General features: G+C 56.7%; 15 protein-coding genes. 6 read left to right on the top strand and 9 right to left on the bottom strand.

The window, feature by feature from the left end; all coding sequences use genetic code 11:
* Positions 1 to 7 precede the first annotated feature (7 nt).
* The 3 genes from araH (at position 8) to ACFQW4_RS10660 (ending at position 3,097) form a co-directional block, all read left to right on the top strand.
* Complete coding sequence (gene araH, locus ACFQW4_RS10670) at positions 8 to 994, top strand: L-arabinose ABC transporter permease AraH (RefSeq protein WP_377725237.1); 987 nt, start codon at positions 8 to 10, stop codon at positions 992 to 994.
* A gap of 67 nt (positions 995 to 1,061) precedes the next feature.
* Entirely contained in the window at positions 1,062 to 1,979 is a 918-nt protein-coding gene (gene araC / locus ACFQW4_RS10665) for an arabinose operon transcriptional regulator AraC (protein ID WP_101764513.1), read from the top strand.
* A gap of 77 nt (positions 1,980 to 2,056) precedes the next feature.
* On the top strand, positions 2,057 to 3,097 hold the full coding sequence (locus ACFQW4_RS10660; RefSeq protein WP_061720150.1) for an oxidoreductase: 1,041 nt from the start codon (positions 2,057 to 2,059) through the stop codon (positions 3,095 to 3,097).
* Positions 3,098 to 3,170: 73 nt separating this feature from the next.
* Here the strand turns inward: ACFQW4_RS10660 and add are convergent, their stop codons facing one another.
* The 3 genes from add to malX form a co-directional block, all read right to left on the bottom strand.
* Entirely contained in the window at positions 3,171 to 4,169 is a 999-nt protein-coding gene (add, locus tag ACFQW4_RS10655; protein ID WP_280172766.1) for an adenosine deaminase, read from the bottom strand.
* 118 nt (positions 4,170 to 4,287) lie between these two features.
* Positions 4,288 to 5,466 (bottom strand): MalY/PatB family protein, encoded by a 1,179-nt coding sequence (locus ACFQW4_RS10650; protein ID WP_377725234.1) that lies wholly within the window; start codon positions 5,464 to 5,466, stop codon positions 4,288 to 4,290.
* Entirely contained in the window at positions 5,466 to 7,052 is a 1,587-nt protein-coding gene (gene malX / locus ACFQW4_RS10645; protein ID WP_377725232.1) for a maltose/glucose-specific PTS transporter subunit IIBC, read from the bottom strand. Before malX ends, ACFQW4_RS10650 begins: the two co-directional genes overlap by 1 nt.
* A gap of 174 nt (positions 7,053 to 7,226) precedes the next feature.
* Between malX and malI the strand changes: the two genes are divergently transcribed.
* Positions 7,227 to 8,255, top strand: a complete 1,029-nt coding sequence (gene malI, locus ACFQW4_RS10640; protein WP_377725231.1) for a Mal regulon transcriptional regulator MalI — start codon at positions 7,227 to 7,229, stop codon at positions 8,253 to 8,255.
* A gap of 26 nt (positions 8,256 to 8,281) precedes the next feature.
* Here the strand turns inward: malI and ACFQW4_RS10635 are convergent, their stop codons facing one another.
* A complete protein-coding gene (locus ACFQW4_RS10635) occupies positions 8,282 to 9,781 on the bottom strand; it encodes a YdgA family protein (protein WP_110866063.1) in 1,500 nt (499 codons plus the stop codon).
* A gap of 132 nt (positions 9,782 to 9,913) precedes the next feature.
* A complete protein-coding gene (gene manA / locus ACFQW4_RS10630; RefSeq protein WP_280172769.1) occupies positions 9,914 to 11,089 on the bottom strand; it encodes a mannose-6-phosphate isomerase in 1,176 nt (391 codons plus the stop codon).
* A gap of 197 nt (positions 11,090 to 11,286) precedes the next feature.
* Between manA and fumC the strand changes: the two genes are divergently transcribed.
* Positions 11,287 to 12,684 (top strand): class II fumarate hydratase, encoded by a 1,398-nt coding sequence (gene fumC / locus ACFQW4_RS10625; protein ID WP_350261871.1) that lies wholly within the window; start codon positions 11,287 to 11,289, stop codon positions 12,682 to 12,684.
* A gap of 89 nt (positions 12,685 to 12,773) precedes the next feature.
* Here the strand turns inward: fumC and ACFQW4_RS10620 are convergent, their stop codons facing one another.
* The 4 genes from ACFQW4_RS10620 to tus all read right to left on the bottom strand — a co-directional run bounded on the left by ACFQW4_RS10620 (position 12,774) and on the right by tus (position 15,599).
* Positions 12,774 to 13,418 (bottom strand): anti-sigma factor domain-containing protein, encoded by a 645-nt coding sequence (locus tag ACFQW4_RS10620; RefSeq protein ID WP_192411916.1) that lies wholly within the window; start codon positions 13,416 to 13,418, stop codon positions 12,774 to 12,776.
* Entirely contained in the window at positions 13,415 to 13,969 is a 555-nt protein-coding gene (locus tag ACFQW4_RS10615) for a sigma-70 family RNA polymerase sigma factor (RefSeq protein WP_101764503.1), read from the bottom strand. The genes ACFQW4_RS10620 and ACFQW4_RS10615 overlap by 4 nt, the downstream gene beginning before the upstream one ends.
* A 43-nt stretch (positions 13,970 to 14,012) precedes the next feature.
* Positions 14,013 to 14,576 carry a fasciclin domain-containing protein gene (locus ACFQW4_RS10610; RefSeq protein ID WP_101764502.1) on the bottom strand — a complete coding sequence of 188 codons (564 nt, stop codon included), beginning with the start codon at positions 14,574 to 14,576 and terminating at the stop codon, positions 14,013 to 14,015.
* Positions 14,577 to 14,669: 93 nt separating this feature from the next.
* Positions 14,670 to 15,599 carry a DNA replication terminus site-binding protein gene (gene tus / locus ACFQW4_RS10605; RefSeq protein WP_192233699.1) on the bottom strand — a complete coding sequence of 310 codons (930 nt, stop codon included), beginning with the start codon at positions 15,597 to 15,599 and terminating at the stop codon, positions 14,670 to 14,672.
* 156 nt (positions 15,600 to 15,755) lie between these two features.
* Between tus and ACFQW4_RS10600 the strand changes: the two genes are divergently transcribed.
* Positions 15,756 to 16,955 (top strand): MFS transporter, encoded by a 1,200-nt coding sequence (locus tag ACFQW4_RS10600; protein WP_377725228.1) that lies wholly within the window; start codon positions 15,756 to 15,758, stop codon positions 16,953 to 16,955.
* Positions 16,956 to 17,062 lie beyond the last annotated feature (107 nt).

Raw genomic sequence — 17,062 nt, 5'->3', positions numbered from 1 at the left:
AGCAATAATGGCTTCATCTACCACTTCCAACACGCCACCGGTGCAGCGCAACGGGCTACAACTGGGGCGGATTTGGGACAACTTCGGCATGCTGGTGGTGTTCGCACTGCTGTTTATCGTGTGTGTCATTTTCGTGCCGAACTTTGGTTCTATCATCAACATGAAAGGGCTTGGGCTGGCGATGTCGATGTCCGGCATGGTGGCGTGCGGCATGCTGTTCTGCCTGGCTTCCGGCGACTTTGACCTGTCTGTGGCGTCGGTGATTGCCTGCGCCGGTGTGGTCACCGCGGTGGTGATCAATATGACCGAAAGCCTGTGGATTGGCGTGGCAGCCGGTTTGCTGCTCGGCATGGCCACCGGTTTTATCAACGGCTTCGTCATTGCGCGGCTGAAAATCAACGCCCTGATCACCACGCTGGCCACCATGCAGATTGTGCGCGGCCTGGCTTACATCTTCTCCGACGGCAAAGCGGTGGGGATTGAAGACGAGCGCTTCTTTACCCTCGGATACGCCAACTGGCTCGGCGTGCCGGCACCGATTTGGCTCACCATCGCTACCATGGTGCTGTTCGGTTTCCTGCTGAACAAAACCACCTTTGGTCGCAACACGCTGGCGATTGGCGGCAATGAAGAAGCAGCGCGTCTGGCCGGCGTGCCGGTGGTACGCACGCGCATCATTATCTTCATTCTGTCCGGTTTAGTGTCGGCGGCGGCGGGCATCATTCTGGCGTCGCGCATGACCAGCGGCCAGCCTATGACCTCGCTCGGATACGAGCTGATTGTGATTTCAGCTTGCGTGCTGGGCGGCGTCTCGCTGAAAGGCGGCATCGGCAAAATTTCATACGTAGTGGCGGGCGTGCTAATTCTGGGCACGGTTGAGAATGCGATGAATTTATTGAATATCTCGCCATTCTCACAGTATGTAGTGCGCGGTTTGATACTGTTAGCGGCGGTGATTTTTGACCGCTACAAACAGAAAAGTAAAGCCGCCTGATAACCCAGGCTGAGCGTGCCGGAAAGTGGGCACGCTTAGCGCCGCGAAACGGAAAAGTGAGGGCATTATGTACCATCGCGAACCCCCAAGTGAGCAGCAGAATCCCTTATTGCCGGGCTATGCGTTCAATGCCTGGCTGGTGGCAGGCTTAACGCCGATTAATGCCAATGACGCACTCGATTTCTTTATCGATCGTCCGCACGGCATGAAAGGCTACATCCTTAATCTGACCATTAAAGGTCAGGGGCGCGTGTTTGATGGCGAATCTGCCTTCGACTGCGAGCCGGGCGATCTGCTGCTGTTTCAACCGAAAACCCCGCACTATTACGGCCGCGCGCCAGACAGCCCGTGCTGGTTCCATCGCTGGGTCTATTTCCGCCCGCGCGCTTACTGGACCGATTGGTTGCAGTGGCAGGATGAGAGCCAGGGCGTGGGGCGCTTGCATCTGTCAGAAGCGCAGCGTGCCGAGTTTGATCGCCTGTTTGCCAGCATCGAGCAAACCCACAACTCCGGACGTCGCTTCGCCGAAGAGCTGGCGATGAATCTGCTGGAGCGCTTGCTGCTGCGCGCGGTGGAAGAGGACCCGCGTAGCCATCAACAGATCCGCGATCCGCGCGTGATTGAAGCTTGCCAGTACGTCACCAATCATCTGGCGGGCGAAGTGAAGATTGAAGAAGTGGCGCGCCATGTTTGCCTGTCGCCGTCACGGCTGGCGCATCTGTTCCGCGAGCAAATGGGCATTAATCTGCTGCGCTGGCGCGAAGATCAGCGGGTGATCCGCGCCAAACTGCTGCTGCAAACCACTCAGGAACCGATCGCTTCCGTCGGGCGTGAAGTGGGCTACGATGACCAACTTTACTTCTCACGCGTGTTCCGCAAACGCGTTGGCGTCAGCCCCAGCGACTTCCGCCGCCGCAGCCAGGATGCGCAGGATGCTTTGGTAGCGCACGAGAGCTGGCAATCCGCACGGAGTGCTATTTCCTGAGTTTTCAGGTGATTCCGCCTTGTTCTTATAGATCGATTCGTCTTAAATCATTCTGGTAACGAACAAGAGGAATGAGAATGAGCGATAAATTACGTGTCGGCCTAATCGGCTACGGTTTTGCCAGCAAAACCTTTCATGCACCCTTGATCGCCGGTACGCCGGATGTTGAGCTGGCGGCGATCTCAAGCAGCGATGCCAGCAAAGTGCATGCTGACTGGCCGTCAGTGCAGGTGGTTTCCGATCCACAAGCGCTGCTGGACGACCCGACACTGCAACTGATTGTTATTCCGACCCCGAATGACACCCACTTCCCATTAGCCAAAGCGGCACTCAACGCCGGTAAACACGTGGTGGTCGATAAGCCGTTTACCGTGACGTTGTCACAAGCACGTGAGCTGGATGCGCTGGCCAAAGCCAAAGGTCTGCTGCTGTCGGTGTTCCATAACCGCCGTTGGGACAGCGATTTCCTGACGCTGAAATCCCTGCTGAACGACGGTACGCTGGGCGAAGTGCGTTACTTCGAATCCCACTTTGACCGTTTCCGTCCGGAAGTGCGTCAGCGCTGGCGTGAAATGAAAGGCGCGGGCAGCGGCATTTGGTTCGATCTCGGACCGCACGTGCTGGATCAGGCTTTGCAGCTGTTTGGCACGCCGGTTGCGATCAATGTCGATATGGCAGAGCTGCGTCCGGGCGCGCAAACCACCGATTACTTCCATGCGGTGTTGACCTATCCTACGCGTCGCGTGGTGCTGCATGCCAGCATGCTGGTGGCGGCTGAATCCGCGCGCTTTGTGGTGCACGGTACGCGCGGCAGCTACGTGAAATACGGGCTGGATCCGCAGGAAGATCGTCTGAAAGCGGGTGAACGTCCGCCGCAGGAAGATTGGGGCTACGACATGCGCAACGGCACGCTGACGCTGGCGGAAGGCGATGTGATGGTGGAGAAAGAGCTGTTGACCTTGCCAGGTAACTATCCGGCGTACTACGCAGGTATCCGTGATGCGATTGCGGGCACAGGTGCGAATCCGGTGCAGGCAGAAGAGGCGATTCAGGTGATGGAGTTGATCGAGCTGGGCTTGCAGTCCGCCGAGAAGCGTCAGACCCTATCGTTGCGTTAATTCGCTTTACTCGCTCTCCCATGGGAGCGCCAATACTCGCTTTATTCCCTCTCCCAAAGGGAGAGGGAATATTTTATCCCGCTACGCGCGCGCGCAGCGCGGCTTTCTCTGCATCACTCAGGAACGAGATGGTTACACCATTATCCTGTGCCTGACGCATCTCTTCTGCCGTCAATCCCGCTTGCGGTGCCGCCACTTCATACTCATGGGCCAGCTCAACGCCCTGAACCGCCGGGTCGTCGGTGTTAATGGTGGCGAGAATGCCGTGCTGCAGGAAGGTTTTCAGCGGATGGCTGCTCAGCGACGAAACGGTGCTGGTCTGAATATTCGAAGTGAGGCATGACTCAATCCCAATGCGCTGCTCAGCAAGGAAATCCATCAATGCACGGTCTTCAATCGCCTTCACGCCGTGACCAATACGCTCCGCGCCCAGCTCGCGAATCGCTTGCCAGATGCTTTCCGGGCCTGCGGCTTCACCGGCGTGAACGGTAATGCGGAAACCGGCGTCACGCGCACGATTAAAGTGGCTGAGGAATTCACTGCCTGGGAAGCCTAGCTCGTCACCGGCCAAATCGACGGCGGTGATGCCCTCGCGATGTGCCAGCAAAGCTTCCAGCTCGCGCAGGCAAGCTTCTTCACCAAAGGTGCGGCTCATAATGCCGGTCAGGCGTACATCAACGCCGTATTGCTGAATGCCGGCGCGCACACCATCAATCACCGCTTCAACCACGCCGGCAATCGGCAATTGATGCGTCATCGCCATGTAGCCCGGTGAGAAGCGCAGTTCCGCATAGTGAATGCCAGCGCGCGCCGCATCTTCGACGTTTTCCAGCGCGATACGACGACAGGCATCAAGATCGCCCAGCACTTTCACGCCCCAGTCGAGTTTCTGCAGGAAACTCACCAGATCCGGTTCATTAGCCGTGACCTGCACATGCGGACGCAATGCATCAAGCGTTTCAGCGGGCAGCGCAAGATTATGCTGACGACCTAAATCGAGAATGGTTTGTGCGCGGATATTGCCATCAAGGTGGCGGTGAATGTCGGTAAGGGGGAGTTTTGGATCAATCATGGCGCACTCGCTTAAGTTTCATAAAGTGCAGAGGATTATAAAAACATCTTGCGCAACAGCGCCAGCGATTTGCGCAAACAGCAAAACGGATGCTGAATTAATCAGCATCCGTGGCATTTTAGAACGATTTTAGCCCGGCAATCAGGCGATCCAGCCCATCATCCAGTTTGCTGCGCGGGCAACCGGCGTTGAGACGCAGATAGCCGCGACTCGCCGCGCCGTAGGTCGAACCCGGCATGATCGCCACTTTGTGTTGATGAATCAGACGCTGTTGCAGCGCCTGTTCATCAATGCCAAGCGGATTGAGATCGATCCACGCCAGGTAAGTCGCGGCGGGCGGTTGCCAGTTAAGCTGCGGAAACGCCGTGTTCAGGCGCTGCGCGATATGCTGCATGTTGCCACGTAGATGGTCGCGCAGCGCATCCAGCCACGGCGCGCCCGCGCGATAAGCGGCGATGGTAGCGGCAAGCGCCATTACCGCTGGCGAGGATAAGCCATCCTTATGCTTCAGCGCATGGAACCACGCCTGACGATCGCGCTCATCAGGAATGATGCCCCACGCGCCGGTCAGCGCCGGAATGTTGAAGCTCTTGGAGGCCGAGGTGAATAGCGCCCAGGCGGACTGCGCAACCTGGCTCCAGGGCGTATGCTGCGCATCATTCAGCACCATATCCATATGAATTTCATCGCTAATCACCTTCACGCCATGCTTTTCACACAGCGCCGCCATCTGGCGCAGCTCATCTTCGCGCCACACTTTGCCGCTAGGATTGTGCGGACTGCACAGCAGCATCACTTTACAGCGCGGACGCGCCAGCAAACTTTCCAGCTGCGTCATGTCACACAGCCATTCGTTAGCGTGGCGCTGCAGCGGCAGCTCCAGCACGCGACGCTGATTGCCATTGATGGTGTTATAAAATGCATCGTAAGCGGGGGTGTGAATCAGCACTTCATCATCCGGCTGCGTCCAGTGGCGCAACAGCTGCGCCACCATGTAAATCACCGACGGGCCATAAACCAGCGATTCTGCTGCCACTTCGGTAGCGAAACGGCTGCGCATCCAATGTTGAATGGCAGAAAGAAAATCATCATGCTGCCAGCGGCTGTAGCCAAACACACCGTGTGCGAGGCGCTGTTGCAGCGCCTCGAGGATGCATGGCGCGGTGGCGAAATCCATATCGGAGATAGTGAAGGGCAGCAAGTCCGCCACGCCGAAACGATCGGCCACGAAATCCCACTGCGTACACCAGCTACCGTGGCGATCCACCACCTGATTGAAAGCGAAATCCTGCATCATTACACCGTCGCGCTCATCAAGTGTGCCATCTCATCTTTGACCGATTGCACCTGCGGGCCCATCACCACTTGCAGATTGGTCGCATTAACATGCACCACGCCAATCGCACCGTTGGCTTTCAGTGTTGCATCATCCACCTTGCTCATGTCGACCACGGTAATGCGCAGACGCGTCAGGCAGTTATCCAGTGAGGCGATGTTTTCCACGCCGCCCAGCGCCGACAGAATCGCTGGCGTATTAAAGCCGGATTTACCCACAACCGCGCGATTAACCTGCTGCGCTACGCTGTTGGTTTCCACTTCGCGGCCTGGCGTTTTGATGTTGAAGTGACTGATAGCAAAGCGGAAGATGGCGTAATAACCCACGAACCACACCGCAGCAATCACCGGCACCCAATACCATTTGGTGGAGAGGCCGTGCAGCACGCCGAAGACGAAGAAGTCGATCACGTTGCCGTCGGTATTACCGATAGTCACGCCCAGCATCGCCATTACGGTGAAGCCCAAGCCGGTCAACAGCGCGTGGATCAAATACAGCACCGGCGCGACGAACAGGAACAGGAACTCCAGCGGTTCAGTGGTACCGCCCACCACGCAAGCCACCACGCCGGAAATCAGCAGGCCTTTAATTTTATGACGGTTTTCCGGACGGGCGCAGTGATACATCGCCAATGCCGCACCCGGCAAACCCCCGAGGAAGGCTGGCATTTTACCCTGCGACAGGAAGCGCGTGGCGCTCTCGGCGAAGCCGTGGGTATCCGCACAGGCCAATTGCGCCTGGAAGATAGTTAACGCACCGCTAACACTTTTACCGCACACATCCATGGTGCCGCCCGCATCGGTAAAGCGGATGATTGCCACCAGAATGTGTTGCAAGCCAAAAGGTAAAAGCAGACGTTCGCCAGTACCGAAGATCATCGGACCAAATTCACCGGCGCTGTTAATCACCCAGCCGAGGCCGGTAATCGCGCGTGCAAAGAATGGCCAAATCAGCGGAACCACCAGGCCCAGCACGCCCATCGCCATCGCCGTAGCGATCGGCACAAAACGCGTCCCACCGAAAAACGCCAGCGCATCTGGCAGGCGAATGTTGTGGAAGCGCTCATGTAACCAGAACACCACGATACCGACGATCACCGCGCCGAGAATACCGGTGTCGATGGACTGAATGCCGAGGATGTTTTGTACGTTATTGGCTTTCAGCACCGCCGCATCAGTGGTTGGCAGAATGCCGTTGATGTTGAGCCAGAAGTTGATACTCAGGTTCAGCACCGCGTAGCCAACAAAACCGGCAAAGGCGGCGACGCCTTTATTCTCGCGCGCCATACCGAGCGGAATGGCAATGGCAAACATCACCGGCAGATAGCTAAAGGCAAAAGAGCCAATCTTCGCGAGCCAGATAAACAGGTATTGCAGGAAAGGCTGATCGAGAAGAGGAATTAGCGTCAGGACGTCATGACTGCTGAGAGAACTGCCAATTCCTAACAGAATGCCGCAGAACGACAGCAGGGCGACGGGCAACATAAAGGTTTTACCCAGACTTTGGAAAAACTCCCAAAGTGACATTTTGGGGCGGCTGGCGGACATAGATTCTCCTGGCAATAAAAAGTGAAAGGCTTCAATGTGGTCAAGGATGATAAAACGTTTTACCACTTATTTTTGTGGCTATAATCACAAAGAGTGACTAATTGCAGGCTTTATTTTTGGTGCAATCAGTGTAACGTTTTATCTCTTTGATTTGGACGTCGGTAACGGAACACTATGTCCCAGCAGAAAACCACTATTCATGATGTGGCGTTGGTCGCCGGGGTGTCGGTCTCTACCGTGTCGTTGGTGCTCTCCGGCAAAGGGCGCATCTCGCCCGCTACGGCCATACGCGTTAATCAGGCGATTGAGCAGCTTGGCTACGTGCGTAATCGCTCAGCCTCGATTTTGCGCGGCGGCGAAAGCGGCGTGATCGGCCTGATCGTGCGCGATCTCAGCCAGCCCTTTTATGCCGCGATGACGGCCGGACTCAGTGAAGTGCTGGAGCAGCAGGGCAAAGTGCTGGTGCTGACACAAAGCGGTCAGCACGGACAACACCTTAAACGCTGTTTTGACACGCTGGTGGCGCAGGGCACGGAAGGCATTGTGCTCGGCGGCGCGGCGGCGCAAGCAGAAACGCTGGTGCCGCAGGCGCAGGAGCAAAACATCGCGTTGGTTTGCGCTTCGCGCGCCAGCAGCCTCGACAATGTCGACTCACTGCGGCCCGATAACAGCCAGGCGGCGCGCATAGCAACGGAGTATCTGATTCGGCAGGGACATCAGCGCATCGCCTGGATGGGCGGTTTGGGATCGTCACTGACGCGCGCCGAGCGGATTGGCGGCTATTGCGCCACTTTGCTGCAATATGGCCTATCGTTCCGGTACGACTGGATTATCGAGTGCGACGATCGCCAGCAAAGCGTGTCCGCGTTAACGCTGCAGTTGTTGCGTCAACATCCCGGCATCACCGCGATTCTGGCGCATAACGGCAGCACCGCGCTCGGCTGCTATTTTGGCGCGTTACGCTGTGGGCGAACCTTTGGTGAAGGCGCGGTGGATAGCTACTACACGCAGCAGCTGGCGCTGGTGGGCTTTAATGACGATCCGCAGCGGGAGTTGCACGATCCCACCATGACCTTTGTCAGTAGTGAAGCGCGTGATGTGGGGAGAAGAGCGGCGGAGCGGATGTTGCAGCGGCTGGCGCAGCCGGAAGCGGAGATTCAGAGTTTGATTGTGCCGCCGCAGCTAATGCGCGGCGAAGTGTAAGGGCGGCCAATTGGCCGCCCCATGAATTACTCTGGCATACCTTCGCTGGTTGGTGCGCCCAGCATATAGCGTGACAGGAACTGCTCCAGCGTCATCTTGTCGCCATTCATGGTGACCTGGCCGTTGCCGTACTGCAGGCTGGTGACGATGTTATCATCCTGCTGCTGCGTCAGGCGGAACATCTGGCCCATCGCTGCTAAACCCTTAACCTGCTGATCCGCCAGTTTCTGCGCATCGTCACCCTGATAACCTTCCGCCAAACCGACATGACGCATGGTTTCGGTTGCCATTGGCATATTGATCGCCAGCTTGCCGTCGAGGGTTTTCAGCACGCGATCCACTGCGGCACCCAAACTCTGCGCCTCGCCGCTCACGGTGGCCGGATCGTTAAAGCCCACGTTCAGGTTAAAGGTGCTTTCACCTTTATCATTTTTCCAGCTCAGCGGCGCGATGCTCAGCGTTGGCGAGCCTTTCAACAGCGTTGGCAGGTTATTACGCAGAATGGTTTGCACGCTGGCCTGATAGCGAATCGGATCTTCCGCCACGCCCGGCTGGTTCAGCAGATCCTGCATCTGCGCGTTGTAAGTATCGGAGAAGGCTTTCACCGCCTGCGCATCAAACTGCGCAAACTTCATCGCCAGCTTAGCTTCACCAAACGGCTGCTTCTGCAGGGTAATTTTGTCAACATCGACATCTAACTGCCCACCAATCTTGCCTTCTTTATTGTCGAAGGATGAGGTGGTTTTAAGCTTCTCCAGCGACAAACCTTCCTGGCCGTTAATGCTGGCATCCAGTTTATCCAGAGAGATCGACTGATCGCCGACGCGCACGCCTTCCGGGCTGAGATGGGTATCGCCGCTCAGCTTCAGGCCATTCAGCGTAAACAGCACCGGCAGTTCAACCTGATTTTTGCTGGTGACCGCGATGCTGGAGAAGTCGCCGTCAAGGCTGACTTTGTCACCTTTGCTGTCGGCGCTGATGTTCAGCGTACCGCCATTGGTGGCCAGACGATCGCCGGTCTGCGGATTGTTGTAATCCACCGCCAGCAGGTTGAGATCGGTATTGGTCGCACCGCTGTAGCCGACGCGGGTATCGGCGTTGACCAGCGATTTGCCGTTGGTCAGTTCAAACAGTTTCTTCACCGCATCGGTGTTTTCCAGTTCGGTATGCACAGACGCCATACTTGGGATCAGGCTGCCGCGCTTCAACTGGGCGAACGGGAAAGGACCGTGATCGATCGTCTCGTTCAGCACGATACTTTGACCAGGCTTCAACAGCGGATTGTCATTGGTTTGCGAGCTGGCCTGTACCACCAATTTGGTTTTGCTGCTGAACACGCCGCGCTGATAATCCTGATAGCTCAGCGTCAAACGGCTGTTCGGCGCGTAAGCATTCAGCTGCGCGTTGGCGTTCTGCAACATCTCATCCATATGGCTTTCCAGTTGTTTACCGGTAAACCATGCAGCACCAGTCCAAATCACGCCGAGCGCCACAATCACACCTACGGCAACCTGGGTCTTTTTCATCGCTGTGTCGTCCTTATCCTTGCGTCCGCACGCCGCTGGTCGGTGCGCGACGGGTGAAGAAAAACGCCCGCAGGCGTTTTAAATTAATAGTTTAAAAGAATAGCAGTTAATGCTGGCAGCGTCAGCCGGATCTCAGTTGAGCGTATTAAATACGCGCGCCAGACGTCCGGTGCCTGCCGCGTTGACCGGCGACTCATTGGCAGCGACAAAGCAGGATTCACCCGGCTTCAGCACCAGCTGTTGCCCGGACTTCTCAATTATCGCCTGACCTTCAATGCAGAACAGCAGGGCCGCGCTGTTTTGTGCCAGCGTTTGCGGCGCAGCGGAAAGCCCATGAATGGCAAAGGCAAAGTCCTCTACCGGAATCGGGAAGTTCAGGGTTTCGCCGTCGCGCTGCGGCTGCGTTAGCAGCGTCGCGGCCGGTTTTGCCTGAAACTTCAGGTTAGCCAGCAGTTCCGGGATATCGATGAACTTCGGCGTCAGACCGGCGCGCAGCACGTTATCGGAGTTCGCCATCACTTCCAGCGCCACACCTTTCAGATAGGCGTGCGGCGTTTCTGCAAACAGGAACATCGCTTCGCCGGGCTGCAGGGTAATAACATTGAGCAGCAGCGGCGAAAACAGACCGCTGTCATCCGGATAATCGATGGCGATAGATTTGATGGTCTGCCACGGTTCGCCTTCACGCCCATTGAGCGCCGATTTCAGTACGCCGATGGCGCGCGATTTGGCCTCGTCTTGCAGCGACAGCAGCGTGGCGAACAGTTTTGCCAGATTGGCTTCATCAGTGTTTTCGAGGAAGTGAGCGATCTGCGGATGCGCACCGGCCACCGGCTCCAGCAGCGAGACAATCTCATGCAGCTCACGGAAACCGTTCATCGCCTGGAAGGGTGTCAGCGCATACACCAGCTCGGGCTTGTGATTAGCATCTTTATAGTTACGTTCGGCAGCGCTGAGTGGAATGCCCGCGGCATTTTCACGCGCAAAACCCTGTTCGGCAGCGGCTTTGCTGGGGTGCACCTGAATCGACAGCGGCTGATCGGCGCACAGCACTTTAAACAGGAACGGCAGCTCGCCGAAACGTTCAGCCACCGCTTTGCCGAGCATGGCGACTTTGTCGGCATCAATTACTTCACGCAGCGAACGCACTTCGCCGTTGACCTCAACGGTAGACGGGCTTTTCGGGTGCGCGCCCATCCACAGTTCCGCCATCGGCAAACCTTGTGGATTTTCGATGCCATAGAGTTCGGTCAGCGCAGTTTTGCTGCCCCACGCGTAATTTTGCAGCGAATTGTTCAATTTTTGCATCGTTTACCCTTAATAACCGTAAGTAAATAGGCTTATTAAAGCAGAAAGTGCCATAGAAAATACACGAACAAGTGCAATAAAGGCGATAGGCTCGCATAATGTTAAATTCTTGTATGTGACAATCTTGCTCGCTCAATGGCGTCGCGGGAAGGCGTTTAGAGCGGAAACCTCAAAATCTGAGCTAAGGAGACGTAGTCATGGCAGCCAATCGCATTGAAAAAGACTCAATGGGACCGATTGAAGTACCGGCAGATAAGTTGTGGGGCGCACAAACCCAGCGTTCGCTGGAACATTTCAAAATCTCAACCGAGAAAATGCCCGTGGCATTGGTGCATGCGCTGGCGCTGACCAAGCGCGCGGCGGCGCAGGTGAACCAGGATCTCGGCTTGCTTCCGGCCGATCGTGCCCAGGCGATTCTCAAAGCCGCCGACGAAGTGCTGGCCGATAAGCACAGCGAGGAGTTTCCGCTGGCAATTTGGCAGACCGGCTCCGGCACCCAGACCAACATGAACATGAATGAAGTGCTGGCCAACCGCGCCAGTGAAATTCTTGGCGGCGAGCGTGGCATGTCGCGTCTGGTGCACCCAAATGACGACGTGAATAAAAGCCAAAGCTCCAACGATGTGTTCCCCACCGCCATGCACGTGGCCGCGGTCATCGCCATGCGGGAGCAGCTGATTCCGCAGATTCACGTGCTGAAAAAGACGCTGAGTGAAAAATCCGACGCCTTCAAAGATATCGTCAAGATTGGTCGTACCCACTTGCAGGATGCGACACCGCTGACGCTCGGTCAGGAGATCTCCGGCTGGGTAGCGATGCTTGAGCACAATCTCAAACATATTGAGAACAGTATTCCGCACGTAGCGGAGCTGGCGCTGGGCGGCACCGCGGTCGGGACCGGCCTGAATACCCATCCGGAATACGCGGTTCGCGTGGCTAAAGCGCTGGCCGATTTGACCAAACAGCCGTTTGTCACCGCGCCGAACAAGTTCGAGGCGCTGGCGACCTGCGATGCGCTGGTGCACGCGCACGGTGCGCTGAAAGGCCTGGCGGCTTCGCTGATGAAAATTGCCAACGACGTGCGCTGGCTGGCCTCAGGCCCGCGTTGCGGCATTGGCGAACTGGCGATCCCGGAAAATGAGCCAGGCAGCTCGATCATGCCAGGCAAAGTGAACCCCACGCAGTGCGAAGCGCTGACCATGCTGTGTTGTCAGGTGATGGGCAACGACGTGGCGGTGAATATTGGCGGCGCGTCCGGCAACTTTGAGCTCAACGTGTTCCGTCCGATGGTGATCCACAACTTCCTGCAATCGGTGCGTCTGCTGGCCGACGGCATGGACAGCTTCAATCACCACTGCGCGATTGGCATTGAACCGGTACGCGAGCGCATCGATCAGCTGCTGAACGAATCGCTGATGCTGGTGACGGCGCTGAATACCCATATCGGCTACGACAAAGCGGCGGAAATCGCCAAGAAAGCCCATAAAGAAGGCCTGACGCTGAAAGGCTCGGCGCTGAAGCTGGGCTATCTGACCGAAGAGCAGTTCGATGAGTGGGTGCGTCCGGAGGAGATGGTGGGCAGCATGAAGCAGTAAACCGCTGTTAAAAACTGGCAGACGTAGCACCCTCGTAGCGGCGCAATTGATTGCGCGATAAATCGCGCCGCTACGGATTGTGCGGTGATTTATAGCTGCCCGCTATACAACACCGGACCGGTTGGCTGCCCGGTTGGCGAGCCGCCGCGCGGTTCAAGGCTGATGGCAATGATGCCTGAGCGGGAAATCGTGCTATTCAACGCCACATCCGTTGCCTTCTGGTTATCCAACAAACCCAATGAAATCGGCGCTTTGCCTGGCGGAATCAGCCACAGCTGCAAACTGTTGTTATCGGCGATGGTCACAGGATGTAACGGCGTCAGGCTCAGCTGTGCCAGTTTGCTGTCCGCGCTGACCACCCATTGCTGTTGATGCTGGGCGTCGTTCAGTACCGTCAACGGCGTCAACGTCGGCTGCTGCAGGAACAGTGAGGCGAGCAGGGCGAACGCCGCGACACTGGCAGCCGCAAGCCAGCCCGCATAATGGCGTTTGGGTTGAATGACGCGTTGCTCGGGCAAACTCAATGTAATCTTCTTCCACACCTTTTCCGGTGGCGTGACGGGTGCAAGCTGATTATCCAGGCCCGCCAGCAGGGCTTGCCAGCGCGCAACGTTGGCCGCAAGGGCAGGCTCGTTACGCAACCTGCGTGCAAAGCGCAAACGCGCCAGCCCACTCAAGGTGCCCAGCGCATACTCGGCTGATAAGGCATCATCGCGTTGTAGTTTATCGTTCATAGGCCCACACACTCCCGCAGATGCTCCAGCGCGCGGCGAATCCAGCTTTTTACCGAGCCAACCGGCTGTTGCAGCCAGGCGGCAATATCACTGTGGGACATCCCCTGATAATAGGCGAGCGTGATGCTTTGCTGCTGTTCGCTGCTCAGATGGCCAATGCAGTGTCGCAGGCGATCGGCTTGTGCCGGATCGTGCCAGTTATTCTGTTCGTCTTCGCTGGTGATTGGTAGCAGGTCGCTAAACTCTTCTGCCTCCAGCATCAGGCGCGCCTGTCCGCTGCGTAACCCGTCAATGCAGCGATTGCGCACAATGTGCGTCATCCACGTCATCGGCGCGCTCAGGGCAGCATCGTAAGAGGCGGCGCGGTTCCAGATGGTGAGGTAGCAATCGTGCAGCACCTCTTCCGCCCAACCTTGCTGACGCAGCATGCGCAGGGCGAGGGCGAACAGGTGCGGCGACGTAAGTCGATACAGTTGCTCAAACGCGCGGCGATCGCCTTTTGCGATCGCCGGCAATAAGTTGTCTAACCGTTCTGCAAGCCTGTTATCCATCATCTTCCCGGTTGGCTAAAATGCCCAATCCGAGTATAGGCAATTACTTAGGCATCAAGACGGTATCAATCACATCAATCACACCATTTTTCTGATTGACGTCATAGGTGCTGATATTCGCCACGTTACCCTGACCATCTTTCAGCTGAATATTGTGCGGGCCATTATTCATAATCCACAACGGTTGGCCGTTGACGGTTTTCAGCTCGGCATGTCCGCCACCTTGCTTAATCTTTTTCTCCAGCGCTTTCATGTCGTATTTACCGGCCACCACATGATAAGTCAGGATGCTGGTCAACTTCGCTTTGTTCTCCGGTTTGACCAGGCTATCAACGGTGCCCGCAGGCAACTTGGCGAAGGCCGCATTGGTTGGCGCGAAGACAGTAAACGGACCTTTACCTTCGAGGGTTTCCACCAAACCCGCCGCTTTAACAGCAGCAACCAGCGTGGTGTGATCTTTGGAGTTCAGCGCGTTTTCAACGATGTTCTTTTGCGGATACATCGCTGCGCCGCCGACCATCACGGAGTCATCATTCATGGCGGCAAATGCACCTGCGGTGAACAGTAAAGTGCTGGATACGACTGCAATGCTCATTAGCTTTTTCATCATAAATCCTCGTAGTAGGGAGCGAAGAAGTTGCTCACACTCTGATATACGAGGGCAGCCTGCGAATTGGATGCAGCGATTTAAAAATAAATTTTACGCCAGCCGATCGCTCCACAAATGCAGGCGCGGAATGATCAGATGCAGCGGCTCGGCCAGCGGTTTATGACGCCAGGCAACGTTATCGGCATCGTAGTTCAGTAGTTCTCCCAGAATCGGCACCTGCGTGCGATCGCGGCACAGCACCAGCAGCGGAGAAGGGCAGGCAAGCTGCACCTGTTTCTTCTCGCTGGCGCGCCATACGCGGGCAATCGGCTGCACCTTCACCGGACGCTTGATTTTCAGCTTCGCACCGGCTGGCAACGCGAGGATTGCTTCCAGCTCTTGCTGCACTTTCTCTGCCCACTGTTCCCGCGTCCACGGTGCCTGCGCACGATTGGCCTTCAGGCTGCGCTCCAGCTGTTCTACCACCGCATCACGCGTGACGTTTTTGATGATGTTTTTATTCGCCCAGCCAAAGCGCAAACTGTCCGGCGCGTTGAGCAGCGTGACGCTGCGGTAGGCGTTAAGCGTAATTAACCCGCGCAGATGCTGGTGGACGAACTCAAAGCGCGCCTCGCTCGGCAAGCCCGACTCCACGGTGATCAGCTGTTCCAGCCGCTGCTTCAAAGTATTAATCTCGGCAACCTGCTGCGTAATCTGCGCATGCACATCGCCGTCGGCTTCAATGCAAATCGCGCCCGGCAAGCGCACGGCGGCTTTGGTGCTGAGCTTTTCCGATTGATGCTGCATAAACAGGCGGCAGTAATGCGTCAGCGCCATGTCGCGTGCCGTTTTACCAAGATGCTGCGTCACCGCGATGCGTTCAATTTCATCATGTTCGCGGCCTTTCTCGATTTCCGGCAGACTAAACACGCGCGCAATCAACAGCGGTTGCTGCTCAATGTGTTGACGTAACGCGCCCAATCCCGCCTCCAGCGCATTAACGCATTCGTGCAGATCGGCAACCAAATCATAACGAGCCATAAAACGCCTCCATAGTTACAACATGCTTTCAGTGTACTGGCTTAGGCGCCGGTCTGCCAGCATAGCGCAGGGATTTTGTTAAGCAGGGAAACGTGGGATTTTTCAAGCTGGATGAACGTGTTATAACAATGCTTTGCCTGCTAACGGAATAATGTTGTGAAGCCTCAGCCAAAGCCACCTGCCGCCGCCATAGTTACGCTTGGCGTAGTACAAATCCTGTCGTGGGGCGGATCTTTCTATCTTATGGCGGTGATGGCCAATCCGATCGTGGCGGAAACCGGCTGGTCGCAGCAATGGGTGTATGGCGCGTTATCGCTCGGCATGCTGATTTCCGGTTTGCTGGCGCCGCTGAGTGGGCGACTGATTTCCCGCTCCTATGGCCGTGCATTGCTGGCGGCGAGCGGGGCGGTGATGGCGATCGGTCTGGTGATCATGGGATTGAGCCACAATCTGCCGCTGTTTCTGTTTGCCTGGCTGATTATCGGCGTGGGTATGGCGATGGGCCTGTACGATGCGCTGTTTGCCACGCTCGGCACGCTCTATGGCGGCCAGGCACGCGGCGCGATAACCGGCATTACGCTGATTTCTGGCTTCTGTACCACTATCGTGTGGCCGGGCACCGCGCTGCTGAATCACTGGCTGGATTGGCGTAACGCCTGTTTTGCCATCGCCGGATTGTTATGTGTTTCAGTGTTGCCCGCCTATCTCTACGCGCTACCCGCGCCAGAAGCGAAAATCGCCGCCGCCAAAGCAAAACCGACCGCGCAAGGCAACGAACTGGCACCGACACTGTTTTGGCTGCTGTGCAGCATTTTCACGCTCGCATCGGTGATCATGACGGCGATTTCGGTGCAGCTGATCACCTTGCTGCAGGCCAGCGGCCACACGCTGGCGTCGGCGTTGGCCATCAGTGCGATTCTCGGTCCGTGTCAGGTGGCATCGCGCATCGTGGATATCGCCTTTAAGCGCGGTCACCCGATCTGGACCACCTTTTTCTCGGTGGGATTGGTGGCGCTTGGCTTGCTGCTGCTGGCGTGTTACCCGCAGTTTGCGGTGCTCAGCATGGTGCTGTACGGTGCCGGAAATGGTTTGCGCGCCATTGTGCGGGGAACTTTACCGCTGGTGATGGTCAAACCAGAGGCCTACGCGATTGTGGTAGGGCGCATGGCGCGTCCCGCCTTGATTGGTCAGGCCTTGACGCCGCTGGTTGGTGGCTATGTGTTTCAGCACCTCGGTGCCAGCGCCACGCTGTGGTTGTTATGCGTTCTGGCGTTGATTAACGTGCTGTTGGTCGCGCTTTTGCAGCAGAAATTGCCGCAGGCCAGCCCACAGTCGGAAAGGGGAGTGATAAACTAAGCAGCCTGTGCGCTTCTGCCCGATTAAATGGGGAATACGTGCCTGGATCACGGGCGTTGACTTCTAAAAAGCAACAGTGTTTGTTATATTTATTGCTCATTGATTAC

Source organism: Pantoea sp. GCM10028869, from assembly GCF_042666835.1.
In the GTDB taxonomy this organism is placed as follows: domain Bacteria; phylum Pseudomonadota; class Gammaproteobacteria; order Enterobacterales; family Enterobacteriaceae; genus Pantoea; species Pantoea leporis.
Note: the sequence above shows the minus strand (reverse complement) of the source record. Positions and strands in the feature narration are given on the sequence as shown.